The organism is Pseudoalteromonas sp. S2721, assembly GCF_005887425.1.
Classification (GTDB): Bacteria; Pseudomonadota; Gammaproteobacteria; order Enterobacterales; family Alteromonadaceae; genus Pseudoalteromonas; species Pseudoalteromonas simplex.
This window is the reverse complement of record NZ_PNCZ01000028.1, coordinates 102,475-128,195: the sequence shown is the minus strand read 5'-3', so window position 1 is coordinate 128,195 and position 25,721 is coordinate 102,475. Positions and strand designations below refer to the sequence as shown.

Sequence of the window (25,721 nt, the reverse complement as noted above, 5' to 3'; positions counted from 1 at the left end):
CTTGTTAGTTGTCAAAACTGATGTAAAATAACTATTCACATAAATTAGTTATTCATTAGTTATTCGGATTCAGTATGCAAGATCTCATCGCCAGCAGTATTAAATATCAGCAAGGTACGCTAACCGTGCTTGATCAGTATTTGTTACCACATCAACAGCATTGGCATGTATGTAACGATGTTGAAACGATGAAAGATTTGATTCTGACTTTGAAAATCCGGGGAGCGCCTTTAATCGGCTTAGGTGCTAGCTTATTGGTTGCACACCTAGCTGAGCAAGGCATGAGTCAATCAGCACTTGCGGTTGCTATAGATGAACTAGAAGCGACACGCCCAACCGCCGTTAACCTTATGCACTGCATGGCCAAGTTACGCCTAGCGCTTGCAGAGACTGACTTTGTAACTGCTGTTGTCGCGACTGCTGAGCAGTTATTTAAAGAAGATATTGCCCTTTGCGATAGCATGGCAGAACGTGGTGCGGCTTTGGTAAATAAGGGAGATAACATTTTAACCCATTGTAATACCGGTGCTTTAGCGACTGCGGGCGTAGGCACTGCATTAGGTGTGATTTATAAAGCGCAGCAACGTCATGGTGATATTCATGTTTGGGTTGATGAAACAAGGCCGTTACTGCAAGGCGGTCGTTTAACGGCTTTTGAGCTTGAGCGCTGGCAAATTCCTTACACCTTGATTTGCGATAACATGGCGGCGAGTTTAATGGCTGCGGGCAAAGTAGATAAAATCTTTGTAGGGGCAGACCGTATTGCTGCAAACGGTGATTTTGCCAATAAAGTCGGCACTTATAATCTCGCTGTGTTAGCGCATTTCCATAACATTCCATTTTATGTCGTTGCGCCACTTACTACACTTGATACACAAACGTTGTGTGGTGCAGATATCGAAATTGAGCAACGCAGTCCTAATGAAGTGCGCGGTGTTAGTGGCAGTTTTGGTGAAGCGATGTGGGCACCGACTAACGCGAAGGTTTATAACCCGGCATTTGATGTGACACCGGCGAGCCTAGTCACAGGCTGGGTGCTCGATAGCGGAGTTTATAACCAGTCCGATATCGAGCAAGGTATTCTAAAACAGTTAAAGTCGTAAATTACTCTGCGCTTTTTTTAGTGTAGAGCTCAATGCTATTTTGACTATTTGCGGTTAGTAACGAAATCGCCAGCTTGTCATTACTCGCATTGATATGCGTTATATAGTGTAAGGGCCGCATTTTCATTGCTAGATCAACATCTTGTATGTTTGCCAAGTCAATACTATAAATTTCATTATTTGTGGCAATATATAAGCTGTGATGGTTGCTTGTCATAGTGATAATTGAAGGCTTTAGCTCGATTAGTTTGTCAGGAGTTATCAGCTCACTATAAGTATTGCTGTCACTATCTAAAAGCAAATATTTTCCGTATTTAGAATGGACGATTAGCTGATTATCATCATACCAAGCAATTGCCAATGGGGTGTCGATGGTGCTTTTGACAACCTGATCGCTGTTGGTGTGCAAAATCATTAGTTGGTTTTGCTGGTTACTAAGCTCGGTAAAGATTACTGCAATTTTATTACCTCTGACTGCTGCTAGTTTGCTGTTTCCTGGTAGTGTCCAGTGTTTAACTTCTGAAAAGTCATTGGCATTTAATAAGCTTAGCTTTTGATTGCTTTTATTAAAACTCACCAGCTGACTGCTGTCGTTATTTGCAGAAATAATGGTGGTATCTTCACCAATTTTGTCGGTTATATCTATATATTGGTTGTTTTTTCTGAGCCAGTGCTGTCGTTTATAGTATTCAAGATCAGCGAAGTAGACATCATTATTCGGTAGTGCGACAACATCATCCTCATGCTTATTAGCTGTGGCAATATAGCTCATTTGTTTTGATTTTATGTCAAATATAGCCGCATCACTGTCGTGTAAATCAGTGCTGATCAGTACACTTTGTTTATTAAGAGGGTAAGCGTAATTTGCTCGTTTTACTGGGGCTTTAATGGCTTGTCCCCGACTCATGGTATCAAATGAAAATGATTCAATAGTTAATTTACCGCGGTTATACCAAACAAGCGAGTTAGTTTGTTTATCATAAGTTGCAGCCCAAGCTCGGTATTCGTTGGTGGTTAAAAGTTTGAGTGAGCTACCGTCTAAATTCGCTATATAAATTTCTGCTTGGCCAACATTGTGGCGTTCAAAAATAACACGGTTGGGGTTTTTAAGTGTTGTTAAAATATAATCGCCAGTGCCAGTAATATTAGGTGATGTAATGCGAATTTCTTCACCGGTCTTTAAGTCTTGCGCATACAGAGCAGATAGGTGAGTTAAGCCACGGTAATTATTACGTCTTGTAATTGCCGTATTACCAATTTCAATGTACTGATCTGGTGTGATATTTAATATAGATTGATTTGTAACTGGCTTTAGTAATACTTCATTTGATAGCAAATTGCTTGCTTGCCAAGCACTACAATCATTGAAGTCACTGTTTTCACATGAACTATAAAATAGCCGCTCGCCATCTTCAGACCAGCCCTGTAAAAAGACAGCGCCAGATGTAATTGAGTACTCTTTTTTTGTCGTTAAGTCGACAACATAAATATGTTGATTGTCATTTTGCAGCACATAGGCAAGCTGCGTTTTGTCGTGATTTAGCAATAATTGATAGTGAGTGCCCTTATGCCATGAAATCGTTTCGGCTTGCAGGTCTAAAAATGGCGCTTCGTTTTGTGCTTCATCATTTACTTTAGGTTGCTGTAAGAACAACCAAATAGCCGCAATCAATAAACCAAGCGCTAAGGCCGCAAAAGACCATGGCCAGCGTGAAGAATGCGCTTTTTGCACGTTAAGGGGAGTTGTATTAACTGGAGTTTCAGCTTCTTTATGTTCTGTGTTTTTATCTTCTGTTATTTGTGGGTCTGAAATGGGGGTGGGCTCAAGAGGCTTAACTTTAATAAATAGGCTATAACCTTTGCGGTAATGGGTTTTAATAGTTTGCCCGGGCTGCTTTTCTGATTTGAGAGTTTTTCTTAGTTCAGAGATGGCACGGTTAATAGCATTGTCATCAACAAAACTTTGTTGCCAAATATTCTCAACCAGCTCTTGGCGAGTGATAATGCGATCATTATGCTCAATAAAGAAACACAGCAATTTAAACAATAAAGGTTCTAGTTCACGCTTATGAGTGCCATCGCTGATGGTTTGCTGCTGAGTGTTAAATTGCCACTCACCCACATAAATAACGGTATCGCGTAAGGGTGAAAATGCCGACCCCATGTTTAGTCCTTTAACTAAAAAATATTAATTTTGATAGGGAAGATAATAACAGCTTTTGTTCTTGATTTGGGTCTTTTTGTTTTATATTTGTAAATTAAAGGCTGTTTTTTGCAACATATAGCCAAGCTTGGTTGTTACATTGGAATGTTTCTGCGATTCGTTGATAATCATCTACTTCGTAAGCATCAGCCTGATTGAGCTCACGTTTAGTGATTAAATAAATAGTGCCATTAACAATATCACTTTGTTTGCCTGTTTTGATTAACGCCGGGTGAAAACGTTGACCACTACTTTTAAGCACGGCTTCGTCGGTGATCTCGACTTCACCAATGACATACCCAGTTAGCGTAGCAGGTTGACCTTCGAGCAAACGCCCAAAGGTATCAAGCTGAACCTGCGGGTACTGTAATGTACCGTAAGAAAATAGCTTTTCCATGTTAGTCCAGCAGCGGGAAGTTGGTAGCAATAGTTGACTCAGTGCTTTTAGCGACCCAACCTTCGGTATTATTGAATAAGCGAATTGCTGTGAATTCAGGGTCGCTGCCCATATCAAACCAATGTGGTGTGAGTTCTGGTACTGAAATTAGGTCGCCTTGTTGACACAGCACTTGATACACTTTATCGCCTAGGTGTAAGCAGAATAAGCCTTGGCCTTTCACAAAAAAACGAACTTCATCTTCGCTATGTGTATGCTCAAACAAGAACTTACCGCGTAGTTCGCTGGCATTTGGATTACCCTTAGCAAGCGAAATAACATCCACTGTTTGATAGCCCCCTTCAGCTTTTAAGCGCTCTATATCTTTAGCATAAGCAGTTAAAATTGCGTCATGACTGGTCTCTTGGTCAATCTGTGCTGTTGCTTGCCACTGCTCAAAGCGAACGCCAACGGTATTTAGTTCATTGGCAATCGCGCTTAAGTCTTCACTATGAAACAGTATGTTGTTTGCGTTGTTATCATTAAAAATAGTTAATTGGCTCATGCTAAAAGCTCCGCACTAAATGCTGTGAAATCGTTAATGTATGGGTGAGCGTCGCTTACTGCTTGTCCATCGCGAACAAGGTGTAAAGTGCCAAGGCCTGCAGCTTTGGCAGCATCAAGCTCTGCCACCACATCGCTTAAAAACAATACTTCGGCAGCGTCAAATGGCAGCTCGGCAATAATATTTTCATAAGAGCTCTGCTGTTGTTTTGCGCCAACTTTAGTGTCGAAGTAATCACTAAATAAAGGTCTAACATCACCATAATCAGAAAACTCAAAAATCAGGTGCTGGGCTTTTACTGAGCCTGATGAGTAGACATATAAACTTTTACCAGCATGTTTTTGGGCTTGTAAAAAGTCATAAGCGTCAGGGTAAAGGTGGCCAGAAAAATCACCACTTTCGTAGCCCGTTTGCCAAATTAAGCCTTGCAACTGCTTGAGTGGGGTAATTTTTTGATCAGTTTCAATCCAATGAATTAAATGCTTAATGACCGTGTCGATATCGGCTTCGGGTTGCTCTATATGTGCCTTAACAGCCTCAATTTGGGCTGCAACTTCTGGGTCTGTTTGATGTGATTTTACAAACTCAGGTAATTGCCCAGCTGCGTAGGGAAATAATACATCTTTAACAAATGAGATGCGGGTAATTGTGCCTTCAATATCGGTTAAAATCGCTTTGATCATGACTGAACTCCAGCTTGAATACCTTCTAGTTTTAAGCGCTCCAGTTCACAGCTAAATAGAAACTCTAATCCTTCTAAATGACGAAGTACTTCTTTGATATCTCGACCAACGACATATAAACCATGGCCACGAATTAATACAGCATGCTCAATAGGGGTGTGAAGGTGATGATCACTGACTAGTAAGCTTAAACGGTCAATGTCTTGGTCATTATCAAAAATGGGAATAGTTAAGGTATCTAAGTGCGATTTGATACCGCTTAAAGATTTTTGCATTTCGTAGCCATGCAAATTGATAGCGTGGCCTTTGATCACACGAGATAACACGGTTGCCGCAACAGAATGAGTGTGCAAAACAAATTTAGCTGACGGGATAAGCTTATACATATTCAAATGTAGCTCAGTTTCAGCTGATGGATTGCCAGAGCCTTTAGTACGATTGCCTTCATGATCAAATTCAATAAATGCATGAGTGCCGAGTTGACCTTTATCGAAACCACTTGCTGTGACGACATAACCGCTTGCTGTGCGGGCTGAAAAGTTACCACCAGTAGCAGGGACCCAGCCACGTTGGCTTACCCATTTACCAGCTTCAATTAGTTCTGAAATAGCGGTATTGTTATGCATATATTCCTCGACATTCTAAAAGTTATTTAGACGGCTATACATCTGTTTTAAGCAATGATAGCATCGCTTCGGGCGCAAAACCATCTTTAAGGAACCTCTGTGTTTGAAAGTAAATTGCCGAATTTAGGCACCAGTATTTTTAGTCAAATGACCGCTCTAGCAAATAAGCACCAAGCGCTTAATTTATCTCAGGGTTTTCCTGAATTTGATGCACCAGAATTACTAAAAAAACAGCTCAATCATTATGTACTTGAGGGGGTAAATCAATATGCGCCTTCAAGTGGGGTTGCAAAGCTACAACAGCAAATAGCGGCTCTGATAGCGAGAAAATACCATAACAACATAAATTACGAGCAACAAGTTACTGTTACGTCAGGGGCAACAGAGGCATTATTCGTAGCAATTCAAGCACTTGTCAAAGAGGGTGATGAAGTTGTGGTATTTGACCCCGCGTATGACTCGTATCAACCGGCCATTGAACTTGCAGGCGGTCGTTCAGTTCATGTTGCTTTGCATGCGCCAGACTACAAAATCGATTGGCAAGCCGTAGCTGATGCTATTACAGAAAAAACACGTGTCATCATCATCAACACGCCACATAACCCAAGCGGTAAAATCTTTAAAACAGAAGATATTAACGCCCTTAAAGCGCTTGTTACTAAGCATGATTTATATGTGATCAGTGATGAAGTGTATGAGCACATTACCTTTGATGGTGCTTTGCATTTAAGTGCGTTGATCGACCCTGAGTTATTTGCACGCAGTTTTGTGATCTCAAGCTTTGGTAAAACCTTTCACAGCACCGGCTGGAAGATGGGTTACTGTGTAGCACCCGCTCAGCTCATGGTGGAGTTTCGTAAAATTCACCAATATGTGACCTTTTCAAGTTTTACGCCTGCTCAGCATGCATTAGCCGATATGCTTGAGTTAGAGCCTGAGCATGTTGATGAACTTAGTTGTTTTTATCAACAAAAACGCGACTTGCTCAGCGAAGCACTAGCGCAAAGCTGTTTTAAAATATTACCAAGTGAAGGCACCTATTTTTTGCTACTCGATTACAGTGATGTGTCTGATCTTGATGATGTTGAGTTTTGCCAATGGTTGGTTGAGCAAGCGGGTGTTGCAGCTGTACCACTCAGTGTGTTTTATAACAGTACAAGCAGCGATAAAGTGATTCGTTTATGTTTTGCTAAAAATGATGACACATTAAAATGTGCCGCGGAGATTTTATGCCAACTTTAACCTTAGCTTTAGTGCAGTCATCACTGCATTGGCTTGATAAAAGCGCTAACCTTGCGCACTTTACTGAGCAGCTTAACAGTTTAAACGAGCAAGTTGATTTAATTGTCTTGCCAGAAACATTTGCCACTGGTTTTGCGATTAATCTAGATTGCAGCGAACCAGAACAAGGCGAGGTACTTAGCTGGTTAAAAGCCACAGCTAAGCAAAAAAATGCTGTGGTTGCAGGCTCTGTTTTAGTTGCAAAAGGCGACAAAAAGGCTAATCGCTTTTATTGGGTTTGGCCAAATGGCGAAGTGAAGTATTACGACAAACGCCATTTATTCTGTTTAGGTAACGAAGGCAATTTCGTCGCAGCAGGCGAGCATCGCGAGATATTCGCTATCAATGATTTTCGCATTTTGCCGCAAGTGTGTTACGACTTACGCTTTCCTGTATTTCAGCGTAATTGCAACGACTATGATGTGATGATCAACGTAGCTAATTGGCCAGCAGCTCGTCGCCATGTCTGGGATACCCTGCTAAAAGCACGCGCAATGGAAAACCTGTGTTATGTCGTGGGTGTCAATCGCATTGGTGCTGATGGTAATAATGTTGCCCACAGTGGTGGAACTGCCGTTTATGATTTTAAAGGTGACACCTTGGCTAAGCTCGAAGATGGCCAATCGGGTATCATTATTCAGCGCTTAGAAAAATCACCGCTTGATGACTTTCGAAGAACGTTTCCTGCTCACTTAGATGCTGATCAATTTCAGTTACTGTAATTGCTCGAAGCCGCATACTCAAAAATTTGTTAAACTCATGGTTGGATTATTTACTTTAAGCAATCATGAGTCGCAAAATCACCCCCGTTATTCTTGCTGGTGGCATAGGTTCTCGTTTATGGCCTTTGTCGCGTAAAGCGATGCCTAAGCAGTTTTTGTCTTTGCTTAGCGAAAAATCACTGTTACAGAGCACGCTTTTACGAGTGGCTGACTCACGATTTAATGCGCCAATTCTAGTGTGCAATGAAGAGCATCGCTTTATCGCTAAAGCGCAAATTGCAGAAATCACAGATAGCTATACTTTATTGCTTGAACCTGAAGGTAAAAATACCGCCCCCGCGATTGCCCTAGCCGCTGAATTTGCACTGCAAAATGGTCTAACTGATCCCTTGTTGGTGATGCCTGCTGATCATCATATCAGTGATTTTGATAAACTTATTGCCTGCTTAGATAATGCGATAGCGCTTTGTCAGCAACAACAATTAGTAACCTTTGCCATTACTCCCACTGAGCCACATACCGGCTATGGTTATATTCGCCAAGGTGAACAGTTAGCTCATAAAGGCTGTTTTAAGGTGGCTGAGTTCAAAGAAAAACCAGCTCTGCAATTAGCCGAAAAATACCTTGCCAGTGGTGAGTATGGCTGGAATAGCGGCATGTTTTTATTTTTGCCAGATGTGTACTTGAGTGAGCTTAATCGTTTTGCGCCAAAGATTGCTGACAGTGTCGCAAAAGCGGCTAGCTTCACCGCAGATTTAGGGTTTCAACGGCCTGTTGCGGGTGCGCTCACAGCATGCCCAAGTGATTCTATTGATTATGCTATTTTGGAGCGTAGCGCTAACGTTGCTGTTATACCTGTTGACTTAAATTGGAGCGATGTTGGCAGCTTTTCTGCATTATCGAAAATCGCAGAAAAAGACCATCATGGCAACTATTTAGCTTCACAAGGAGTGAGTTTAGATAGCGAAAATAATCTACTGATCAGCGAGGCTGATCACACTATTGCGGCGCTCGGCGTGAGTAATCAAGCAATTATACATACTCATGATGCCACCTTAGTGGCAGACAAAAGTGCGCTCGATAAGCTCCCTGATTTACTTAAACAGCTTGCTGTTGTTGATAGCGATAAACTAACCCACCATCAAGCCGTATTCAGACCTTGGGGCAACTATCGAACTTTAATTGAAAGCACTGGCTTTAAAGTAAAGAAAATAATCGTAAACAGCGGCGCAAAGCTTTCAACTCAACGCCATCAGCACCGTGCAGAACATTGGGTTGTCGTATCTGGAGTGGCAAGCGTGCGAGTAGGTGATGATGAATTTGAATTATCCGCCGACCAATCTTGTTACATCGCGGCTAAGCAGCTACACAGCCTTGCTAATCAACAATACACGCCACTAATCGTTATCGAAGTACAAACCGGAGCGATACTTGATGAAACTGACATCGAGCGATTTGATGATAGGTATGGGAGGGAGTAGGTTGGTTTGAGCGGAGCGAAACGCATCAAAATCCATTTAAACCTTTTCTTTTATAAAGATAATTTACCTTTAAGCATTCCTTCGATTAGTCTTGAGCTAGGCTCTTCTAACTTTACCATCGCCTACTGCTTTTTCATTTCCCCAACGCTTTATCTAGTTCTTCTCTTAAGCGTGGACCTTTTAGATTTTCAGCCATGATTTCGGCGGCTTTTGCATTACTGCTATTCTCAAGGGTGGTAATTCGTTCTGCTAAATCACTGGCATAACTATTGTTGCCGTCTCTTGTGGCGCGAAAAAATTGGCCGATGAGGGCTGTGGCAGAAATATTGCGAACATAATCATTGTCGTCTGTTTGTAACAGCTTTTGAAAATGCTCAGCGAGCTTAGGCGAGACGTTATTTTGGCGAGATAAATTCTCTAAAGTACTGACACGAATCTTAGGATCATTAGTGTATTCGCTAATGCTTATCATGGCATCGATAACAGCATTTTCTTGGTTTTCATCTAAGTCGCGTCTGAGCATGCTTAAGGTCATTTTTAGTTGCCCGTAGGCTGCTAAGCGCTCATTTTCGGACTTACTCAAATTGAGCAAGGTAGCAAGAGCTTCATTTATTGAGCTGTCGGCATATTGTGGGTCTGCTTTGATGCGTTCGCGGTAGTCATCAGGTAAATTACTTAGCCAACCAAGCGCCGGATTTCTCTTCTCAATTTCGGCACGTCGCTCGTTTTCTTGCTTTTCTATCGCCTGTTCAACCAATGTTGCTAGCAGCTCGGGATCAATGGCTGGCGCTTGATTTTCAAGCTCGTGAATGCGTGTTTCGAGATCTAAAATATAGCCATGTAAGGCAACTAGGTTTTCTCTGTCTTGCTCTGGAATGGTTAACTCTTTTAAGTTAGGTTTTGCCTGCTGTATAACTACAGGCTTGTCAGTCGAGTTTACTTTTGTATAGCTATAAATTGATAAGCCCAGTGCAATGCTTGCAAATGCCAGCGCAGTACTCCCTTGCCAAGTCGACATATCACATCATCCAAGTTGCTTTGTAATATCAGCAGATTAAAACAAGCCATTTGTATTATCAATTACTTATGATGATAAAAACAAAAAGCGCAGCTAGTTAGCTGCGCTTTTAAATAGAGTTTATGTCGATTAATGGGCTTTTGCGTATGCTTCAGCTTGTTGCCATACACGGAGCATATTGCCACTTAAAATCTTTTTGATGTCTTTATTGCTATAACCACGGTCCATTAGGCCTTGCACTAGGTTAGGGTAGCTAGATACATCTTTTAAGCCAGTAGGTAGAGAGTCGCCTACACCATCGTAATCTGAGCCAATACCCACATAATCGATACCAATTAGCTCAACTACATGGTCAATGTGATCAAGTACTTGTTCTAAGCTTGCAAATGGAAACGGGTTTTTAGCGCGATAGGCAGCATCAAAATCTTTACTTAGCTTAGTACCGTCTTTTTTCTTTTCAGCCTTTGCTGATTTAAGTTGATCGTACCAAGAGCCAGCTTTTGCCGTAACAAAGCTTGAACCGAAGTTAATTTGAATAACACCACCATTCTTTTTAAGAGCTAATAGCATGTCGTCATTCATATTACGCTCAAAGCCAGGCGTGTATTTACGCAGTGATGAGTGTGAAGCAATCACGGGTACTTTCGAAATTTCCATCACTTGGTAAAACGCATCATCAGAAATATGTGATACATCAACCAGCATACCAATGTTGTTCATTTCTTTTACCAGCTCTTTACCGAATGGGCTCAGGCCTTTCCACTTACGACGAATATCATAAGATGAATCAGAAATGTGGTTACTCTGCGAGTGAGCGAGCGTAATGTAACGTACGCCACGCTCATAAAAATGCTTAAGGTTTTTAATGTCGCCTTCGATAGGTGAGCCGTTTTCCATACCCATAGCAATCGACATTTTGCCTTGTTTAAACTGCTCTATAATATCGGCAGTCGAGTCTGCAATGGCGAACTTATCTGGCGCGCGTTGTACAATCGCTTCCATAGAGTCGATTAACTGATTTGCTAATTGGTAGCTTTTACCTTTGCCTTCAAATTCTAGGTTTGCAGGAATGTAAATTGACATGAAAGGAGCGTTCAAACCACCTTGCACAGCACGCGGATAATCAAAATCACCGTCGCTTGTAGCTTTGGCTACGTCAGCCCACTTGTTATGAATACGGTAAGGCACATCGATATGGGTATCGATTAAAATAGTGTCTTTTGCCAGTTTAATGGCTTTATCTGATGCAGTAACCTGATCTGCATTTGCTTGACCAATTAAGGCCAAAGAAACAGCGGCAACCAGTGAGCTTAGTTTTTTCATTTTTTAATGGCTCTTTAAGTTAAAAAGCCATTGTGAAGGGTTACAGTATAACTTACAAGTTTAGTCGTTAAACGACGCTTGGTACTCTGGATCTGCTTGTAGAGCAATGAATTCAGCTTTAGATATAATTGTCACTGACTCATGTAACTCAGAAAAAAACACCATGGCTTCACCACTTTTAAGTTGTTGATGAACCTGTGCTACTTTGCTTTCAATGCTAAATTCTTGCTCGCCGTAATCAGTGCCTTCACGTAAAACATAACTTTCGATTAAATTATACAGAGTCTCTTTATCGAGGCGTTCGTGGGGAATGATCATAACTGCTCTTTTTTAACTAATTGTTGAAAATACTCAGGAACAATTCGTTCAAGCCAATATTCGGGCTTAAAAGGGTTTTTACCGCTAATAAAACCGACATGGCCCCCTTGTTCTGAGATGCGCAGCGTAACATGTTCACTCACATCTAAGCTATCTGGCACGGCTTCTATTGATAACATTGGGTCATCTTTGGCGTGCACAATCAGCGTAGGTGTTGCAATGCTTTTTAAAAATGGTTTTGCACTCGCTTGCTGATAGTAATCTTCAGCACCGGCAAAGCCGTGCAATGGTGCCGTGAGCATATTATCGAATTGCCATAAGTCATCAATCGCCATCAGTTTTTCTGGCGTTAGGCTAATTTGCTGTTCGATTTGTGGCAGCTTTCTTTGCATCGATTTTTTCATTCGATCGAGCAAATATTTTTGATAAATCTTACCTAAGCTTTTACGAATAACTTCGCACGATGATGACAAGTCAAATGGTGCAGACACAACGGCTGCGCCAGTTAAGTTCGATTTAGTACCATGCTCACCTAAATATTTTGCTAGTACATTACCACCTAGTGAAAAGCCCACGGCAAATAACGGGCGTTTTGGGAATTTGCTCTTAAGGTGATTGATGAAAAAGCGCAGGTCTTCTGTTTCGCCGCTGTGATAAGCACGTGCTAAACGGTTAACTTCGCGCGAGCAGTTTCGAAAATGCATTAAAACTACAGCAAAGCCTTGTTGCTTAAGTTTTTTCATCATGCCTTTAGCATAAAAGCTATTTATATTGCCTTCTAAGCCATGCAATACAATAGCGAGGGGGGCTTGCTCATTATGAGGTGTTGCCCAAGCCAGTTCTAAAAAGTCACCATCAGGGGTATCGATAGTCGATAAGTCATACCGGGTATTATGAAAAGGGCGAAAAAAGCGCGGCATTATGGTTTGTAAATGGCGATTGCGCATCCACCACGCAGGCTTAAATTCAGGTAACATAGCTGACACTTTCGAAACAAAATAAGCACCTATTGTAGCAAGTTTTTGCTTTTTGAGAACCGCTACAAGATTTTAGCTATACACAAATAAAAAGCCCCTAAACAATAAATTGGATAGGGGCTTTGTGCGTCGTGCTTAATTCTTACTTAGGAACTTCTGCGTCATGTACTTTTTTAATGAAGTAACCAACATAGAAAAGGCATAAAACGATAACAACTGCCAAAATGCCGAATGACATAAATAAAACTGGGTCGCTAAAAAAATCTCTAAAGAATACGTTCATGGTTGTGCCTCCTAATGTCTATGGGTTAATCATAGGCTGGCTTGAGGACGGCAGATATGATCCAGATCAAGCAATTTTCCTGATGCTATAGGAGGTGATTTAATTGTTGATTTGGATCAAGTTTATTAGGGGAGTTCGGAGCTTTTAGCTATAAGTTTTAATCAGATAAAAAGGGGCCTTTATTGAGGGCAGTTCAATTAAGATTGCTACCGACTAGATTTTACTGCTTGTCGCTTAAATAAAGCCTTACATTTTCAGCCTGTTTATGGAGGGTGAATATCATGGTATTTGCTGCGTTTATCAGTAATTGTTGCTGCTTTTTTTCTAGCTTTAATTCTGCGCTAAGTAGCTCTTTGCGAATGGTAGGGTAGTCTGAAACCTCGTTTTGAATGGTTTTAAGGTAGGCGCGTGTGGCTCGTAGGGGCTGTAAAGCCTGTTGGTCAAATTCGGCAATGCACGACTCAAGCTCACTCAGTTGAGAGGGTGTTACAGCCAGCTCTAACGAATCAAGATAATAAAGCAGCAGGCAAAGGTTAACATTTTTGCTTTGCTGGTCTTGATAGCCTAGTAGCTTGGTTTGCATGCCGTCTTTGCTGTAAAGCTTGCATGCAAACTGCCAAAACTGTTCGCTGTTAAGCGGTTTCATCGGCAAAGGCCTGCTCTTTTTCTTCAAGCTCTTCAAGTGCCATGAGCAGCTCTTCTTCAACGTCATTAAGCTTGGGTGTTAAGCTTGCTTGCTTAGTGAGCAGCTCTGTCAGTTTGGCTTTATTTTCATCACTATATAAATCATTATCGGCAAGTGCGTTTTCGATTTCTCCAAGCTCTGTAGAGTACTTATCAAGTTGCTTTTCAAGCTTTTCGATTTGCTTTTTCAACGGCTGCACTGACTTTCTGAACTCAGCTTCTAAGCGCTTTTGCTCTTTGCGGTTAACGCTTGAATGTGCTTTAGGGGCATTGTCTTCAGGGCTTTTAGCAGCTTCTTTATTGGCATTGAGTAGCCATTGGTAATAGGCATCAAGGTCATAACCAAATTGTGTTACTTCGCCGTTATCAACAAGGTAATACTCATCAGCGGTATTTTTAAGCATGTGACGGTCGTGCGATACGGTCACCATAGCACCTTCGAAGCCTTGTAGCGCCATTACTAAGGCATGACGCATTTCTAAGTCTAGGTGGTTGGTTGGCTCATCCAGTAACAGTAGGTTTGGCTTTTGGTACACCAGCATTGCTAGCACTAAACGGGCTTTTTCACCGCCAGAAAATGGCGCAACTGGCTCAAGTGCTTTATCGCCAAAGAATGCAAAACCGCCTAAAAAGTCACGCAATGATTGCTCAGGAGCTTGCGGATTTAAACGTTGTAAATGGGTCACTGCACTGGCTTTTAAATCAAGTGACTCAAGTTGATGCTGCGCAAAGTAACCAATATTTAAGCCCTGATGCTGAAATACTTCACCTGCTTGAGGTTGTAAATCGCCAGCTAATAATTTAATCAGTGTTGATTTACCCGCACCATTTCGGCCAAGCAGCGCAATACGGCTACCCGGCACAAGGTTTAGCTTGATGCTATGCAAAATGGTGGTGTCGCCATAGCCTGCTTTGGCTTGGTCGAGAGTCATTAACGGGTTTGGCAGCGCTGTTGGCTCCGCAAATTCAAAATCAAAGGGTGAGTCAACATGGGCTGGGGCTAATTTTTCCATACGCTCTAGGGCTTTTACGCGGCTTTGTGCTTGCTTAGCCTTACTGGCTTTTGCTTTGAAGCGCGTAATGAATTTTTCTAGATGAGCAATTTGTTCTTGTTGCTTTTCGAACATCGCTTGTTGTTGTAATAAGCGCTCTGCTTTTTGGCGTTCGAATTGCGAGTAATTGCCTTTATAAACATTTATTTTTTGTGCGTCTATGTGCCAAATTTGGTCAACAACGGCATCTAAGAATTCTCGGTCATGGGAAATAAGCACTAGAGTGCCTGTGTAGGCGCGTAAAAAGCGCTCTAACCAGTAAACGGCATCGAGATCTAAGTGGTTGGTTGGCTCATCTAGCAGTAATAAATCAGCATCACGAATAAGTGCTTGTGCTAAGTTTAAGCGCATACGCCAGCCACCTGAAAAGGCGCTCACTGGGTTGTCAATTTGCTCATTACTAAAACCTAAACCGTGTAATAGCTCACCTGCTTTTGCCTCAATGCTATAGCCTTGAATATGTTCAAGGCCAATATGTGCTTTTGCCTGCGCATCGCCGTCGTTATTTTGCTCAGCTTCGCGTAGTGCAATTCTTAGCGCGTAATATTCAGGGTGACCTTGTAATACATAATCCAGAGCGCTGATTTCGAGCGCGGGAGTTTCTTGTTTTACAGAGGCAATTGACCAGTCTTTAGGAATTTGGCATTCACCGGCATCGAGTTGCAATTCAGACTTTAATAGCGCGAACAGCGTTGATTTACCACAGCCATTAGCACCAACAAGGCCGACTTTATGCTCTGGGAATAAGGTTGCAGAAGCCCCTTTTAGTAAGGCGTTACCACCACGTAGAAGTTCGATGTCTGAAATTTGGATCATGAATGTTTACTTGCACAGCACTGATTAAATTGCCGCTATCATAACACGGATCACATTAGCCTTCGCAATCGTATCAAACAGAGAATTATTAGGCTAAAATAGCCGCCTACATGCCACGGGAGATCATCTATGAGACAAAGAAAACGCTTTATTGCTGGCGCATCATGCCCTGAGTGTAAGGCCATGGATACCATGATGCTTTATAAAGAACATGATGTGGAAAAAGTGGAGTGCGTACAGTGTGGCCACAAAATGACGCAACCAGAGCAGGCTGTTCAGGCCTCAACACGCCAATTTGAGCAAGTGATTGGTGTATTTAAGCCGGGCGATTAATTCCCGGCTCTATCATTACTAAATTAATAGTGCGGCGGTGGCGGCTCTTGCATTTGTGACATTAAAGATGGCTGCTGCGCTTCTTTAATCTTTTCTGCAAGTAACTCTGTCTGGCGCTTCATTTTAGCCAGCTGCTGTTGGTGCGCTTTAAGCTCATCGTTTAATATTTCAATTGTTTCATCTTGAAAAGCGACTTTCGCTTCAAGTTCCATTAGACGATCTTCAATTGTATTCATTTGATTCTCTTAGATTAAAACTTTCAGCGAATCCGCTGGAGCTTTCGGTTAATAACGCTTGGTTGTTATCAGTAAACGCAACATCTAACACCACGGCTGATTTCGGGCGGCTTCCTTCACGAGGAATCACTTGCCACGTTTGTAATTTTTTACCTGACTCTAGTTGCCATAAATCAACCAATCGATTGGGTGAACCTGTGGCAATTAAAGTGCCTTCATCGTTAAAACGGACGGCGGTAAAAATTTTCTGACGCGCAATATACGCCAGTTTGCTAACAAGATCACCTGTAGTCAGTTGCCATACATTTGCTTGCTTCATACTGTCTGCGGTAAATGCGTAACGACCTTGTGGATCAAGGGCGACTTGAGTAACGCGACTTGGGTGATTAAAGCGATGGATCACTTGCCCTGTGCGAGTGTCCCAAAAGTAAGCAACATAGTCATTTGAGCCGCTAATGGCGTAGTGACCGTTAGGTGATAGATCAACAACATTGACTTTTTCTTGGTGGCCAAGGAACTCTATGCGCCTGCCACTCTCTAAGTCGAGGTAAACGACTACACCGTCGGCGCGACCATATAATACACTGCGCCCTTGGTTACTTATCGCGATATCTCTAATTGTTGAGGCGTGTATTTTGTAATAACCCGTGTTGTTGCCCGTGGCAATGTTCCACACTGCAAAGGTGGACTTCTCAGCGGTAACTGCATGGCTGTTGTCGTACGAGATAGCAACAGTATGGACGAGACTATCTTGGGCTTGTTGTTGAAACCATTGGTATTTTAATACCTGCTGTTGATTATCCCACAATGCAACCCCATGGTGTATTGATGAGATTAAGCTGTATTTACCATCGTGCGACAGCGCACAGGCGAAGGCACCTTTAGCCGCATGCTCATAGCGTGCAGTTGATTGCTCATGTTGCTCAGAGCACGCTACAACTAAGCAAAGGCTGAGCAGATACAAAAAAGTACGAAATATCGACATATTACGAGTATTTCCCCTTAACTCTTAGTGATTGAGAGGTTAGACTAGGTCTCGTTGAAGGCCTAGGTTGTTAGTCTAATCGCTGATCATGCATTGGCATGACGTTAGTTATTAGACAAGCAGCCTACCATGTAGGTCGTTAATCTTTAACTAGTAATAATACAATAATTGACAACTGCAAAGTGTGTCGGAGATATAAAATGAAAAAGACGATTAAATTGTCATTGATTGCAGCGTCAGTTTTAGCGCTTACAGCTTGTAATCAGGAAGCAAAAAAAGAACAGCAAGTTGAAGTTAAACTAGAGACTGAAGCTCAACAACAAGCATACGGTATTGGTGCATCTGTTGGTAACTTCTTAAACCAAGACCTTGCTGATAAAAAAGCGCTAGGTGTTGAATTAGACGAAGCACTTCTTAAGCGTGGTTTTGAAGACGCACTAGCGGGTAACGCTAAACTTGATGACGAAAAAATTCGTGAAGTGTTAACTGCACTTGATCAAAGCATTCGCACTAAACAACAAGAAAAAGCGAAAGTAGAATCTGAAAAGAGCAAAGCTGAAGGCGAAAAATACCTAGCTGAAAACGCGAAAAAAGAAGGCGTTACAGTAACTGAGTCTGGCCTACAGTACGAAGTGATCACTGAAGGTGAAGGCGAAAAGCCAGTAGCAACTGACGTTGTTAAAGTACACTACAAAGGCACTTTATTAGACGGTACTGAGTTCGATAGCTCTTACTCACGTAACGAACCAACTACTTTCCCACTTAACCGTGTGATCCCAGGTTGGACTGAAGGTTTACAACTAATGCCAGTTGGCTCTAAGTACAAGTTCACTATTCCATCTGAACTTGCATACGGTGAGCGTGATCTTGGTAAGATCCCAGCAAACTCAACGCTTGTTTTCGAAGTAGAATTACTTGAAATCCAAAGCGATGAAAAAGCTGTTCCAGCTGAGTAATATTTAACTCAATACAAAAAGGGCTGAAAAGCCCTTTTTTTATGCGCGAAGTTTATTAACTAAATGCCGTTTCTTTCATTTTTAATGTGCCACTATCAGCATCAAGCTCAACCACAGTACCAACAGGCAGGATAAATTGGCGCTTAATATGGCCAATCATAGCTCCACGATAAGCAGGGATCCCCAGCGGTTTTATATAATCTGCAAAAATATCATCAAGGGTTAATGAGCCATAACCACGGCCTGGCTTACAGTCATTACAATCGCCAAATACAAAGCCTGCAATTTTATCCAGTGCGCCCATGAGTTTTAGTGTGCTCATCATTCTGTCAATTCGATACGGCGCTTCGTCGATATCTTCTAAAAATAATATTGCGCCATTAAAGTCAGGTAAATAATTCGAGCCTGCAAGGGCAGTCAGTACTGTTAAATTACCGCCGATTAATCGTCCAGAGGTTTTACCTGATGTAATCGTTTGGGTCAGGTACTGAGTGTTAACAAGCTCATCATCGGCTTTTGGTAAGTTTTGGAATTGCATTAGCTTACGCGCTTCGAACATGTTCTTAAATTGCGCAACATGAAACGGGTTCCAGTCACTCGATGCATTTGGGCCATGAAAGCTGATTAACCCAGCTTGAGATAGTAATGCATTGTGAAGAGCGGTAATGTCCGAATAGCCCATCAGAGGTTTTGGGTTGTTACGGATCATTGCGTAGTCTAGCAAAGGTAAAATACGGGCAGCGCCTGAACCGCCACGTAAACACAAAATGGCATCAACCTCTTTATCGCTGAATAAACTATTTAAGTCGCCGGCTCGCATTGCATCAGTGCCAGCTAAATGGCCGCGTCTTGCTAAAATGTTTGGTGCAAGCTTAGCCTTGTATCCCAGTGCCTCTATAACGCCTTTTGCTAGTATGATATCAGCCTGTTCGGCAGTGGCAGCTGACGGGCTACATATCCCAATTGTGCCGCCTGTAGGAAGAGCTTTTGGCTTAATTAATGTTTGGGTACTGCTATTCTGAGCAGCCATTAAAGGAGCTGATGTTAAACTTGCGCCAGCGGCAAGAATTGAAAGTGACTTTAAAAATGACCGTTTATTCATAGCGAGCCTCATGTTTTTATAGTATGAGTATCGCATTGAAGAAAATATTTCAAATATTTGTTATGAATGGAATAGATGATTCTTTTTAGGCAGGCAAAAAGGTGTTTTTCAGCAGAGAGTGTTTCTCTGCTGTGTAACTAAGCTGTTAGCTGGTGTGATTAGAATATAAGTTATCGATTAACTCATCTTCTAGCTCAAAGCGCAGTTCAAGTGCTTCGCCTAAGATTGATAGGTCTTTATCAAACTCATCAAGCAAGTCATCTTTGTCAACTTCTGCGTATTTGTCGTTAAAGTCGAGTGCTACATCTGTGGTTTCAGAAATGCGCGGGTATAAGGCATTCGCCAGCTTTTGGCTCTCAGGACCTTTTTCTTCACACGCTTTGGCAATGTCGTCGTAAATTTCGAAATGGCCAGCAGAAAGGTAATCCATCAGAATTTGGCAAAAGTTTTGAATTTGCAGCTGATCAGGAAGGGCATGATCTTTCTTTTCGTACGGTGAAAAGCCTGCAATACGGCAGAACAACACAAGCAGCTCTTGACGTTCTGTGAGCCATTTGTCGATTACAGAGTGACTACCACCCCATTTTTGTTGAGCTTTTTCCAAACGCGTCAGCATATTTCATCTCCTCGCTGAGTAGGTTTTCCTTTGTATATATAAAAAGGAAATATGACACAAAGATCAACTAAATTCTTAGTGTCTAATTGCAACAGATTGTAAAAGTCATTCTAAAGACATACTTTTCAGCATTGAATAGGCCAAAAAATGACCTTGTTTTTAGAGTGGACTTTTTTTGCTCTCATTGCAGTGTATGGGAATTGATTCAAAACTACTAGTATTAATTTTGCAATTTTTATCTAAGCGGATGAGTTGTAATTTGCTGATTTAGAAAAGAAAAAACCACCAAAATTGGTGGTTTAATTCTTTTTCTAAGACTTGTTAAAACAAGCGTTCTTATTATTATGGGAAGATTGTTGTTCTTATTGTTATAAGATTTTTATTATTGTTTTTGTTAACGCGGGATAAGTTATACCAAGCTTTTTTGTATGTTGCAAATTTATTAATGAAAAGTTTTAAATTTATTTTATTTTCGCTCAAAAAACGCACATTAGGCTTAGGCTGGCTTAAAAAACATGATCTATATCTAGCCTTGATTATCTATCCATAGTGAGACGCGCAATATGGTGATACAATCTGCTCAATTTCATTCAGTTCTAGGATTCTATACGCATGAGCGAATTAAAAAACGATCGTTATTTACGTGCACTACAAAAGCAACCTGTTGATGTCACACCGGTATGGATGATGCGCCAAGCTGGCCGCTATTTACCTGAATACCGTGCTACACGTGCCCAAGCAGGCGACTTTATGAGTTTATGTAAAAACGCTGAACTTGCTTGTGAAGTAACGTTACAGCCATTACGTCGTTATCCGCTTGATGCTGCAATTCTATTCAGTGATATTTTAACTATTCCTGATGCTATGGGCTTAGGTCTTTACTTTGAAACAGGTGAAGGTCCAAAATTTGAACGTCCGATTTCTTCATTAGCAGATGTTAAAAAAATCCCAAATATCGATCCAACTGATGAGCTTGGTTATGTGATGAATGCGGTAAGTACGATTCGTCGCGAATTAAAAGGTGAAGTACCGTTAATTGGTTTCTCTGGTTCACCTTGGACACTTGCTACTTACATGGTTGAAGGTGGTAGCAGCAAAACATTCGGTAAAATCAAGAAAATGGCCTTTGCAGAGCCACAAACACTGCACCTATTACTTGATAAAGTAGCGGACTCAGTAATCGACTATTTAAACGCGCAAGTTAAAGCGGGCGCGCAATCGTTAATGGTATTTGACTCATGGGGCGGTGTATTAAGCCCACGTGACTACAATGAGTTTTCATTACAATACATGCACAAGATTGTTGATGGCTTAATTCGCGAATACGATGGCCGTAAAGTACCAGTGACGTTATTTACTAAAAATGGTGGTCAGTGGATTGAAGCAATTGCAGCAACAGGCTGTGATGCAGTAGGTCTAGACTGGACTATTAATATCGGTGATGCAAAACGTCGTGTTGGCGATAAAGTCGCGCTGCAAGGCAACATGGACCCAGCAATGCTGCATGGCACGCCTGAGCGTATTCGCCAAGAAGTTGCCACTATCCTAGAAGATTTTGGTACAGGCTCTGGCCATGTATTCAACCTAGGTCACGGTATTACACCAGATGTAGACCCAGAAAATGCAGGTGTATTTATCAACGCCGTTCATGAATTCAGTGGTAAATACCACAAATAAGCAAAAGCTAATCGTAAAAAAGCCCGCATTAAGCGGGCTTTTTTATTTACTTAAACAAACGATTTAAACCATTTAATGCAGCTACGCGATAGGCTTCAGCCATGGTCGGGTAGTTGAACGTGGTATTTACAAAGTAATCAATGTTATTACCGCCGTTCTTTTGCTCCATAATCGCTTGGCCGATGTGAACGATTTCAGAGGCACGCTCACCGAAGCAGTGCACACCCAGTACTTCTTTGGTATCAACATGGAATAGAATCTTTAAGCTACCCACCTCGGTGCCTGCAATTTGTGCACGCGCTAAATGCTTAAATTGAGCACGGCCTACCTCGTAAGGGACTTTTGCAGCAGTTAACTCTTGCTCGGTTTTACCCACTGAGCTCATTTCAGGGATTGTATAAATACCTGCTGGGATATCAATGATCAGCTTTTCATCACAGTTACCACATGCAATCGCATCGGCTGCAATACGGCCTTGGTCAAATGCCGCACTGGCAAGGCTTGGGTAACCTATTACATCGCCCACAGCATAAATGTTATCGACTTCTGTTTGGTATGTTTCATTCACTTTAAGCTGGCCACGACCATCCGCTTTTAGGCCAACAGCTTCAAGGTTTAATGTGTCTGTGTTACCGGTACGGCCATTGGCAAATAAAATACAGTCAGCTTTTACGCGCTTGCCTGATTTCAAGTGCATTACCACACAGTCATCACGGGTTTCTACACGATCAAACTCTTCATTATGACGAATAACAATACCGCTATTCCAAAAGTGATAGCTCAGAGCATCTGAAATTTCCGCATCCATAAAGGCAAGTAGGCGGTCACGGGTATTCACTAGGTCAACCTTGGCGCCTAAACCTTTAAAAATAGAGGCATACTCACAACCAATTACACCTGCACCATAAATCAGCACACGATGAGGGTCATCTTCAAGGCCTAAAATGGTATCGCTGTCGTAAATACGTGGATGTTTAAAGTCTACACCTGGTGGACGGTAAGGGCGCGAGCCAGTAGCAATAACGATTGTTTGTGCAGTAAGCGTTTCAAACGAACCGTCTAGGTGCGTCACTTTAATAGTGTGTTTATCAATAAACTCAGCATCACCTTGATACATATGAATGCGGTTACGTTCATAAAAGCTGCTACGTAAATTAGATTGCTTTGAAATGACGTTACTTGCGTGGCGCAAAATATCGGGGAAAGTTAAGCGGTTAGGGCGCTCACTAATATTAAATAGCGGGTTTGCTTTATATTCAATATAACGACTTACAGAGTGACGTAATGCTTTTGAAGGGATAGTACCCCAGTGCACACAGCCGCCGCCTACCGCTTCTTGACGTTCAATAACAGCGACTCTTTTGTTGCTTTTAGATAGGTTCATGGCGGTACCTTCACCGCCAGGACCTGTACCTATGATGATTGCATCATATTGATAAGATGGAGTATCTTTTTGCTTTACTTGTTGTTTGGCCACAGCCGCTCCTATGTTAACTAAAAGAGGCTTTTAACAACCTCGCATTTAGTGCAAGCCAAGCCTGCTTTTGGTTTTCCCAAGCGGCTTCAAGCTCGTGATATTGTGTCATTAATGCTGATTTTTCACACTGTTTCATCATTTTATTGCGTTTGATTTCTAACACGCGTTTTTGCAAGGCACAGAAGTGTTGCAGTTTTTTCAGCAGTAAATCGTACTCAGATTGTAATAATGTAAGCTTATCTTGCGCTAAAGGCAATTTTGCAAGGCGACCTTGAGTCTTATTCATCAAGGTTTCTGCTTTGGCTTTTTCGATTCGCTCAATCGGTGTGCGCTTTAATTTTGAAGCAAGACCGATTGCCGCTAAAGAGCGGATCATCCACTTAGTTGGATCATAGTGATACCACTTAATGCCATTGCGATAGTCGCTAGCAAAAATATGGTGGAAGTTATGATAGCCTTCACCGTATGTGAATAGCGCTAAAAAGCCATTATCACGGGCGGTGTTTTTTTCTGTGTACGGACGTGAACCCCAGATATGCGCCAGCGAGTTGATAAAAAAGGTAAAATGTTGGCTCAATACCAAGCGCAGTAAACCAACTAGTAATAACATGCCCCATACATCGCCAAGCATTAAACCAAGTAGTAAAGGAATACCAAAATTAGTCGCGACGACTAACTTCATATAGTGACGGTGTTGCCACATAACGACTTTGTTTTTTTGTAAGTCTCGGCAGTTACTGTAGTTACCGTATTGTTCGCCTTGATAATCGCGCAGCATCCAACCGATGTGGCTATACCAAAAGCCATTAGTAGCGGCGTAAGGGTCTTTGATTGGATCATCAACTTGACCATGGTGAATTCGGTGATCGCTACTCCAGTGCAAGGCACTATTTTGCAGTGCAAAAGCACCACCTAAGGCAAAAATCACTTCAATAACAGGATGCACATCATAGGCTTTGTGTGCCCACAAGCGGTGATAACCTGCAGTAATAGAAAGTCCGGCGTAGAACATACAGCCAACAAAGGCTATCCACTGTGTACTGGTGTATCCGTAGCTAAAGCCATACCAAGGAACAAGGGTGATCGCGGCCAAAAATGTAAGGCTAAAAAATAGCACGTTGGTCCAAATAATCGGTGGTTTTTTCATCTGAATAAATCTCGGCGTACAGTTGTACGCTAAAATAGTGTTTCATTCTCTCCGCGTCAAGTATTAGACTAGCTCATTAACCGAAAAATCATTAAAAGTTCACGCTGGGAGTTTCCATGTCGGGTGTTAGAGCGCAACAGAAACAAAAAACACGACAAGCACTAATCGAGGCCGCATTCAATCAATTGAGTGCCGATCATAGTTTTTCTAATTTAAGCTTACGTGAAGTTGCCCGTGAAGCAGGGATTGCCCCCACCTCTTTTTACCGCCACTTTAAAGACATGAATGAGCTTGGTTTGACCATGGTTGATGAAGCTGGTTTAACACTGCGTCAACTTATGCGCCAAGCGCGTCGCCGTATTGAGAGCGGCGGTAGTGTGATCACGACATCAATCGTGACCTTTATGGAGTTTATCGATAACTCGAGCAACCAATTTAGATTGTTATTGCGTGAGCGCTCAGGAACTTCAAAAGCATTTCGTGCTGCGGTTGCTCGTGAAATTAAACATTTCATTTTAGAGCTTGCGCATTACCTTGAAAGCGAAACACCATGCGATCCAACTCATGCATATATTCAAGCCGAAGCCATGGTGACTTTAGTCTTTAATGCCGGTGCCGAAGCCCTCGATATTGAAGGGACACAACGCGAAGAGCTGGTTGAACGCTTGATCTGGCAATTACGTTATATTGCTCGCGGCGCCACTTTGTATGGTCGTGATAGTAAAGGTAGTGTAGAAAAAACAGCCTAAAGCATGGTGGATTTTTGTTCCTGTTTTATGTATTGTTCGCTGCCAAATTAAGTAACTGATTTTTCGTTATTCAGTTACCTCAAAATATGAATAAATAGCGAGGACGCATATGCTCACCAAGGATCCGGTGAATGATACTCATGCCCATTTTTTAGAACAGAGTGAAGAAACAACGGTAAAAAACAGCCCAAGCTTTCGGGACTTGAGCCGCAGTTTGTTATACTCGCTACCGAAAAGTGTGCAAAAGAAAATTCAAGATAACCTGCTTGGCGTATTAGACGCTCATCAGGTCTTACAATTTCGAGATGACAAACGCTGCCAGTTTTGGATTAACCAAAATGGTTGGAAGCGAGTTCCCTACAGTCAGTTTCGCCATGTTTATAGCCGAATTGCGCTATACCCAAAAAGCGCTACTATTTCAAAGAACCATAGCTCAGAGGCTGCTAGCAATGCAACATCAGTTGATTTGAGAGATCATCAAGCTAGGCTATTACAAAGCAATGGCAACGAAGGACAACCCAACAGGATAAATCAACACATAATTTATACTCGTCGTGTTATCTACAGAACTGTGAATTCTCACCATCAAATTTATTAGCCACAGAGTTAAATATTTTCTTTACGTTTTCTAGTTACAGATTGCTCGAACATTATTTTATTTATCATGTTTAGTAAGTAGAGTTGGTATTTTTATTTGTGTAATTGTTGATATTTGGTTGTTTTAACCTTTTGCAGACTTGATTTTATCGATTTTGTGGAAAAATTATGCTTGCAAGCTGGTTTTTTGAATGTTAAAAATACAGCCACTGAACACACATTTAGTAAATTAAGATGCAAATTACACATTCAATTACATTAAAACTAAACCTCTTACTGCTTAAATCAGTGAGCGGGGCTTAGTGTATTTGCATTTGTAGAACATTAAAAAACCC

General features: G+C 41.7%; 27 protein-coding genes. 9 read left to right on the top strand and 18 right to left on the bottom strand.

The window, feature by feature from the left end; all coding sequences use genetic code 11:
* Window positions 1-74 precede the first annotated feature (74 nt).
* Window positions 75-1,103: an S-methyl-5-thioribose-1-phosphate isomerase gene (mtnA, locus tag CWC02_RS12175; RefSeq protein WP_138618494.1), complete on the top strand. Its 1,029-nt coding sequence runs from the start codon at window positions 75-77 to the stop codon at window positions 1,101-1,103.
* A 1-nt stretch (window position 1,104) separates the two neighbouring features.
* Here mtnA and CWC02_RS12170 read toward each other — a convergent pair whose 3' ends face one another.
* From CWC02_RS12170 to CWC02_RS12150, 5 genes are all read right to left on the bottom strand, one after another.
* Entirely contained in the window at window positions 1,105-3,267 is a 2,163-nt protein-coding gene (locus tag CWC02_RS12170) for a winged helix-turn-helix domain-containing protein (RefSeq protein ID WP_138618492.1), read from the bottom strand.
* 94 nt (window positions 3,268-3,361) lie between these two features.
* A complete protein-coding gene (locus CWC02_RS12165; RefSeq protein WP_054552356.1) occupies window positions 3,362-3,703 on the bottom strand; it encodes a gamma-glutamylcyclotransferase family protein in 342 nt (113 codons plus the stop codon).
* Window position 3,704: 1 nt separating this feature from the next.
* The gene (locus CWC02_RS12160) at window positions 3,705-4,247 is read right to left on the bottom strand and encodes a 1,2-dihydroxy-3-keto-5-methylthiopentene dioxygenase (protein WP_138618490.1); all 543 of its coding nucleotides are present in this window, start codon (window positions 4,245-4,247) and stop codon (window positions 3,705-3,707) included.
* Window positions 4,244-4,930, bottom strand: coding sequence for an acireductone synthase (gene mtnC / locus CWC02_RS12155; protein ID WP_138618488.1), 687 nt, complete (start codon window positions 4,928-4,930; stop codon window positions 4,244-4,246). Before mtnC ends, CWC02_RS12160 begins: the two co-directional genes overlap by 4 nt.
* Window positions 4,927-5,556, bottom strand: coding sequence for a methylthioribulose 1-phosphate dehydratase (locus tag CWC02_RS12150; protein WP_138618486.1), 630 nt, complete (start codon window positions 5,554-5,556; stop codon window positions 4,927-4,929). Before CWC02_RS12150 ends, mtnC begins: the two co-directional genes overlap by 4 nt.
* Window positions 5,557-5,655: 99 nt before the next feature.
* Between CWC02_RS12150 and CWC02_RS12145 the strand changes: the two genes are divergently transcribed.
* The 3 genes from CWC02_RS12145 to CWC02_RS12135 all read left to right on the top strand — a co-directional run bounded on the left by CWC02_RS12145 (window position 5,656) and on the right by CWC02_RS12135 (window position 9,040).
* Window positions 5,656-6,798: a methionine aminotransferase gene (locus CWC02_RS12145; protein ID WP_138618484.1), complete on the top strand. Its 1,143-nt coding sequence runs from the start codon at window positions 5,656-5,658 to the stop codon at window positions 6,796-6,798.
* A complete protein-coding gene (locus CWC02_RS12140) occupies window positions 6,786-7,559 on the top strand; it encodes an amidohydrolase (protein ID WP_138618482.1) in 774 nt (257 codons plus the stop codon). Before CWC02_RS12145 ends, CWC02_RS12140 begins: the two co-directional genes overlap by 13 nt.
* Window positions 7,560-7,624: 65 nt before the next feature.
* Window positions 7,625-9,040, top strand: coding sequence for a mannose-1-phosphate guanylyltransferase/mannose-6-phosphate isomerase (locus CWC02_RS12135; protein WP_171043845.1), 1,416 nt, complete (start codon window positions 7,625-7,627; stop codon window positions 9,038-9,040).
* A 133-nt stretch (window positions 9,041-9,173) separates the two neighbouring features.
* Here CWC02_RS12135 and CWC02_RS12130 read toward each other — a convergent pair whose 3' ends face one another.
* From CWC02_RS12130 to CWC02_RS12100, 7 genes are all read right to left on the bottom strand, one after another.
* Window positions 9,174-10,058 (bottom strand): hypothetical protein, encoded by an 885-nt coding sequence (locus tag CWC02_RS12130; RefSeq protein ID WP_138618478.1) that lies wholly within the window; start codon window positions 10,056-10,058, stop codon window positions 9,174-9,176.
* 129 nt (window positions 10,059-10,187) lie between these two features.
* Window positions 10,188-11,381, bottom strand: a complete 1,194-nt coding sequence (locus CWC02_RS12125; protein WP_054554496.1) for a dipeptidase — start codon at window positions 11,379-11,381, stop codon at window positions 10,188-10,190.
* A 60-nt stretch (window positions 11,382-11,441) separates the two neighbouring features.
* Window positions 11,442-11,699: a YheU family protein gene (locus CWC02_RS12120; protein ID WP_138600969.1), complete on the bottom strand. Its 258-nt coding sequence runs from the start codon at window positions 11,697-11,699 to the stop codon at window positions 11,442-11,444.
* Window positions 11,696-12,676: a hydrolase gene (locus tag CWC02_RS12115; protein WP_138618476.1), complete on the bottom strand. Its 981-nt coding sequence runs from the start codon at window positions 12,674-12,676 to the stop codon at window positions 11,696-11,698. The genes CWC02_RS12120 and CWC02_RS12115 overlap by 4 nt, the downstream gene beginning before the upstream one ends.
* 142 nt (window positions 12,677-12,818) lie before the next feature.
* Window positions 12,819-12,959: a DUF3149 domain-containing protein gene (locus tag CWC02_RS12110; protein WP_074989877.1), complete on the bottom strand. Its 141-nt coding sequence runs from the start codon at window positions 12,957-12,959 to the stop codon at window positions 12,819-12,821.
* A gap of 220 nt (window positions 12,960-13,179) precedes the next feature.
* A complete protein-coding gene (locus CWC02_RS12105) occupies window positions 13,180-13,605 on the bottom strand; it encodes a TIGR02444 family protein (RefSeq protein WP_138618474.1) in 426 nt (141 codons plus the stop codon).
* A complete protein-coding gene (locus tag CWC02_RS12100; RefSeq protein ID WP_054554492.1) occupies window positions 13,592-15,511 on the bottom strand; it encodes an ATP-binding cassette domain-containing protein in 1,920 nt (639 codons plus the stop codon). Before CWC02_RS12100 ends, CWC02_RS12105 begins: the two co-directional genes overlap by 14 nt.
* 129 nt (window positions 15,512-15,640) lie before the next feature.
* Between CWC02_RS12100 and CWC02_RS12095 the strand changes: the two genes are divergently transcribed.
* Window positions 15,641-15,844: a YheV family putative zinc ribbon protein gene (locus CWC02_RS12095; protein WP_054554491.1), complete on the top strand. Its 204-nt coding sequence runs from the start codon at window positions 15,641-15,643 to the stop codon at window positions 15,842-15,844.
* A gap of 23 nt (window positions 15,845-15,867) precedes the next feature.
* On the opposite strand, the gene CWC02_RS12090 is transcribed toward CWC02_RS12095, so the two are convergent.
* Together CWC02_RS12090 and CWC02_RS12085 are read right to left on the bottom strand one after the other, a co-directional pair.
* Window positions 15,868-16,080, bottom strand: coding sequence for a SlyX family protein (locus CWC02_RS12090; protein WP_054554490.1), 213 nt, complete (start codon window positions 16,078-16,080; stop codon window positions 15,868-15,870).
* Entirely contained in the window at window positions 16,067-17,065 is a 999-nt protein-coding gene (locus tag CWC02_RS12085; RefSeq protein WP_138618472.1) for a WD40 repeat domain-containing protein, read from the bottom strand. The genes CWC02_RS12090 and CWC02_RS12085 overlap by 14 nt, the downstream gene beginning before the upstream one ends.
* A gap of 200 nt (window positions 17,066-17,265) precedes the next feature.
* Between CWC02_RS12085 and fkpA the strand changes: the two genes are divergently transcribed.
* Window positions 17,266-18,021, top strand: a complete 756-nt coding sequence (fkpA, locus tag CWC02_RS12080; RefSeq protein ID WP_054554488.1) for an FKBP-type peptidyl-prolyl cis-trans isomerase — start codon at window positions 17,266-17,268, stop codon at window positions 18,019-18,021.
* A gap of 55 nt (window positions 18,022-18,076) precedes the next feature.
* On the opposite strand, the gene CWC02_RS12075 is transcribed toward fkpA, so the two are convergent.
* Window positions 18,077-19,123 carry a S66 peptidase family protein gene (locus CWC02_RS12075; protein WP_171043844.1) on the bottom strand — a complete coding sequence of 349 codons (1,047 nt, stop codon included), beginning with the start codon at window positions 19,121-19,123 and terminating at the stop codon, window positions 18,077-18,079.
* A gap of 145 nt (window positions 19,124-19,268) precedes the next feature.
* Window positions 19,269-19,739: an Rsd/AlgQ family anti-sigma factor gene (locus CWC02_RS12070; RefSeq protein WP_054562902.1), complete on the bottom strand. Its 471-nt coding sequence runs from the start codon at window positions 19,737-19,739 to the stop codon at window positions 19,269-19,271.
* Window positions 19,740-20,351: 612 nt separating this feature from the next.
* Between CWC02_RS12070 and hemE the strand changes: the two genes are divergently transcribed.
* Entirely contained in the window at window positions 20,352-21,416 is a 1,065-nt protein-coding gene (gene hemE, locus CWC02_RS12065; RefSeq protein ID WP_138618470.1) for a uroporphyrinogen decarboxylase, read from the top strand.
* A 46-nt stretch (window positions 21,417-21,462) separates the two neighbouring features.
* Here the strand turns inward: hemE and sthA are convergent, their stop codons facing one another.
* A complete protein-coding gene (gene sthA / locus CWC02_RS12060) occupies window positions 21,463-22,893 on the bottom strand; it encodes a Si-specific NAD(P)(+) transhydrogenase (protein ID WP_138618468.1) in 1,431 nt (476 codons plus the stop codon).
* A gap of 13 nt (window positions 22,894-22,906) precedes the next feature.
* Window positions 22,907-24,040, bottom strand: coding sequence for an acyl-CoA desaturase (locus tag CWC02_RS12055; RefSeq protein WP_058586121.1), 1,134 nt, complete (start codon window positions 24,038-24,040; stop codon window positions 22,907-22,909).
* A 116-nt stretch (window positions 24,041-24,156) separates the two neighbouring features.
* Between CWC02_RS12055 and fabR the strand changes: the two genes are divergently transcribed.
* Together fabR and CWC02_RS12045 are read left to right on the top strand one after the other, a co-directional pair.
* Window positions 24,157-24,789 (top strand): HTH-type transcriptional repressor FabR, encoded by a 633-nt coding sequence (gene fabR, locus CWC02_RS12050; protein ID WP_054554482.1) that lies wholly within the window; start codon window positions 24,157-24,159, stop codon window positions 24,787-24,789.
* A 109-nt stretch (window positions 24,790-24,898) separates the two neighbouring features.
* Complete coding sequence (locus CWC02_RS12045; protein WP_138618466.1) at window positions 24,899-25,387, top strand: hypothetical protein; 489 nt, start codon at window positions 24,899-24,901, stop codon at window positions 25,385-25,387.
* Window positions 25,388-25,721: the final 334 nt, after the last annotated feature.

Bases quoted from the DNA above. Each gene is read 5' to 3' on its own strand.
- mtnA (WP_138618494.1), top strand. From the start codon at position 75: ATGCAAGATCTCATCGCCAGCAGTATTAAATATCAGCAAGGTACGCTA.
- CWC02_RS12170 (WP_138618492.1), bottom strand. From the start codon at position 3,267: ATGGGGTCGGCATTTTCACCCTTACGCGATACCGTTATTTATGTGGGT.
- CWC02_RS12165 (WP_054552356.1), bottom strand. From the start codon at position 3,703: ATGGAAAAGCTATTTTCTTACGGTACATTACAGTACCCGCAGGTTCAG.
- CWC02_RS12160 (WP_138618490.1), bottom strand. From the start codon at position 4,247: ATGAGCCAATTAACTATTTTTAATGATAACAACGCAAACAACATACTG.
- mtnC (WP_138618488.1), bottom strand. From the start codon at position 4,930: ATGATCAAAGCGATTTTAACCGATATTGAAGGCACAATTACCCGCATC.
- CWC02_RS12150 (WP_138618486.1), bottom strand. From the start codon at position 5,556: ATGCATAACAATACCGCTATTTCAGAACTAATTGAAGCTGGTAAATGG.
- CWC02_RS12140 (WP_138618482.1), top strand. From the start codon at position 6,786: ATGCCAACTTTAACCTTAGCTTTAGTGCAGTCATCACTGCATTGGCTT.
- CWC02_RS12135 (WP_171043845.1), top strand. From the start codon at position 7,625: ATGAGTCGCAAAATCACCCCCGTTATTCTTGCTGGTGGCATAGGTTCT.
- CWC02_RS12130 (WP_138618478.1), bottom strand. From the start codon at position 10,058: ATGTCGACTTGGCAAGGGAGTACTGCGCTGGCATTTGCAAGCATTGCA.
- CWC02_RS12125 (WP_054554496.1), bottom strand. From the start codon at position 11,381: ATGAAAAAACTAAGCTCACTGGTTGCCGCTGTTTCTTTGGCCTTAATT.
- CWC02_RS12120 (WP_138600969.1), bottom strand. From the start codon at position 11,699: ATGATCATTCCCCACGAACGCCTCGATAAAGAGACTCTGTATAATTTA.
- CWC02_RS12115 (WP_138618476.1), bottom strand. From the start codon at position 12,676: ATGTTACCTGAATTTAAGCCTGCGTGGTGGATGCGCAATCGCCATTTA.
- CWC02_RS12110 (WP_074989877.1), bottom strand. From the start codon at position 12,959: ATGAACGTATTCTTTAGAGATTTTTTTAGCGACCCAGTTTTATTTATG.
- CWC02_RS12105 (WP_138618474.1), bottom strand. From the start codon at position 13,605: ATGAAACCGCTTAACAGCGAACAGTTTTGGCAGTTTGCATGCAAGCTT.
- CWC02_RS12100 (WP_054554492.1), bottom strand. From the start codon at position 15,511: ATGATCCAAATTTCAGACATCGAACTTCTACGTGGTGGTAACGCCTTA.
- CWC02_RS12095 (WP_054554491.1), top strand. From the start codon at position 15,641: ATGAGACAAAGAAAACGCTTTATTGCTGGCGCATCATGCCCTGAGTGT.
- CWC02_RS12090 (WP_054554490.1), bottom strand. From the start codon at position 16,080: ATGAATACAATTGAAGATCGTCTAATGGAACTTGAAGCGAAAGTCGCT.
- CWC02_RS12085 (WP_138618472.1), bottom strand. From the start codon at position 17,065: ATGTCGATATTTCGTACTTTTTTGTATCTGCTCAGCCTTTGCTTAGTT.
- fkpA (WP_054554488.1), top strand. From the start codon at position 17,266: ATGAAAAAGACGATTAAATTGTCATTGATTGCAGCGTCAGTTTTAGCG.
- CWC02_RS12075 (WP_171043844.1), bottom strand. From the start codon at position 19,123: ATGAATAAACGGTCATTTTTAAAGTCACTTTCAATTCTTGCCGCTGGC.
- CWC02_RS12070 (WP_054562902.1), bottom strand. From the start codon at position 19,739: ATGCTGACGCGTTTGGAAAAAGCTCAACAAAAATGGGGTGGTAGTCAC.
- hemE (WP_138618470.1), top strand. From the start codon at position 20,352: ATGAGCGAATTAAAAAACGATCGTTATTTACGTGCACTACAAAAGCAA.
- CWC02_RS12055 (WP_058586121.1), bottom strand. From the start codon at position 24,040: ATGAAAAAACCACCGATTATTTGGACCAACGTGCTATTTTTTAGCCTT.
- fabR (WP_054554482.1), top strand. From the start codon at position 24,157: ATGTCGGGTGTTAGAGCGCAACAGAAACAAAAAACACGACAAGCACTA.
- CWC02_RS12045 (WP_138618466.1), top strand. From the start codon at position 24,899: ATGCTCACCAAGGATCCGGTGAATGATACTCATGCCCATTTTTTAGAA.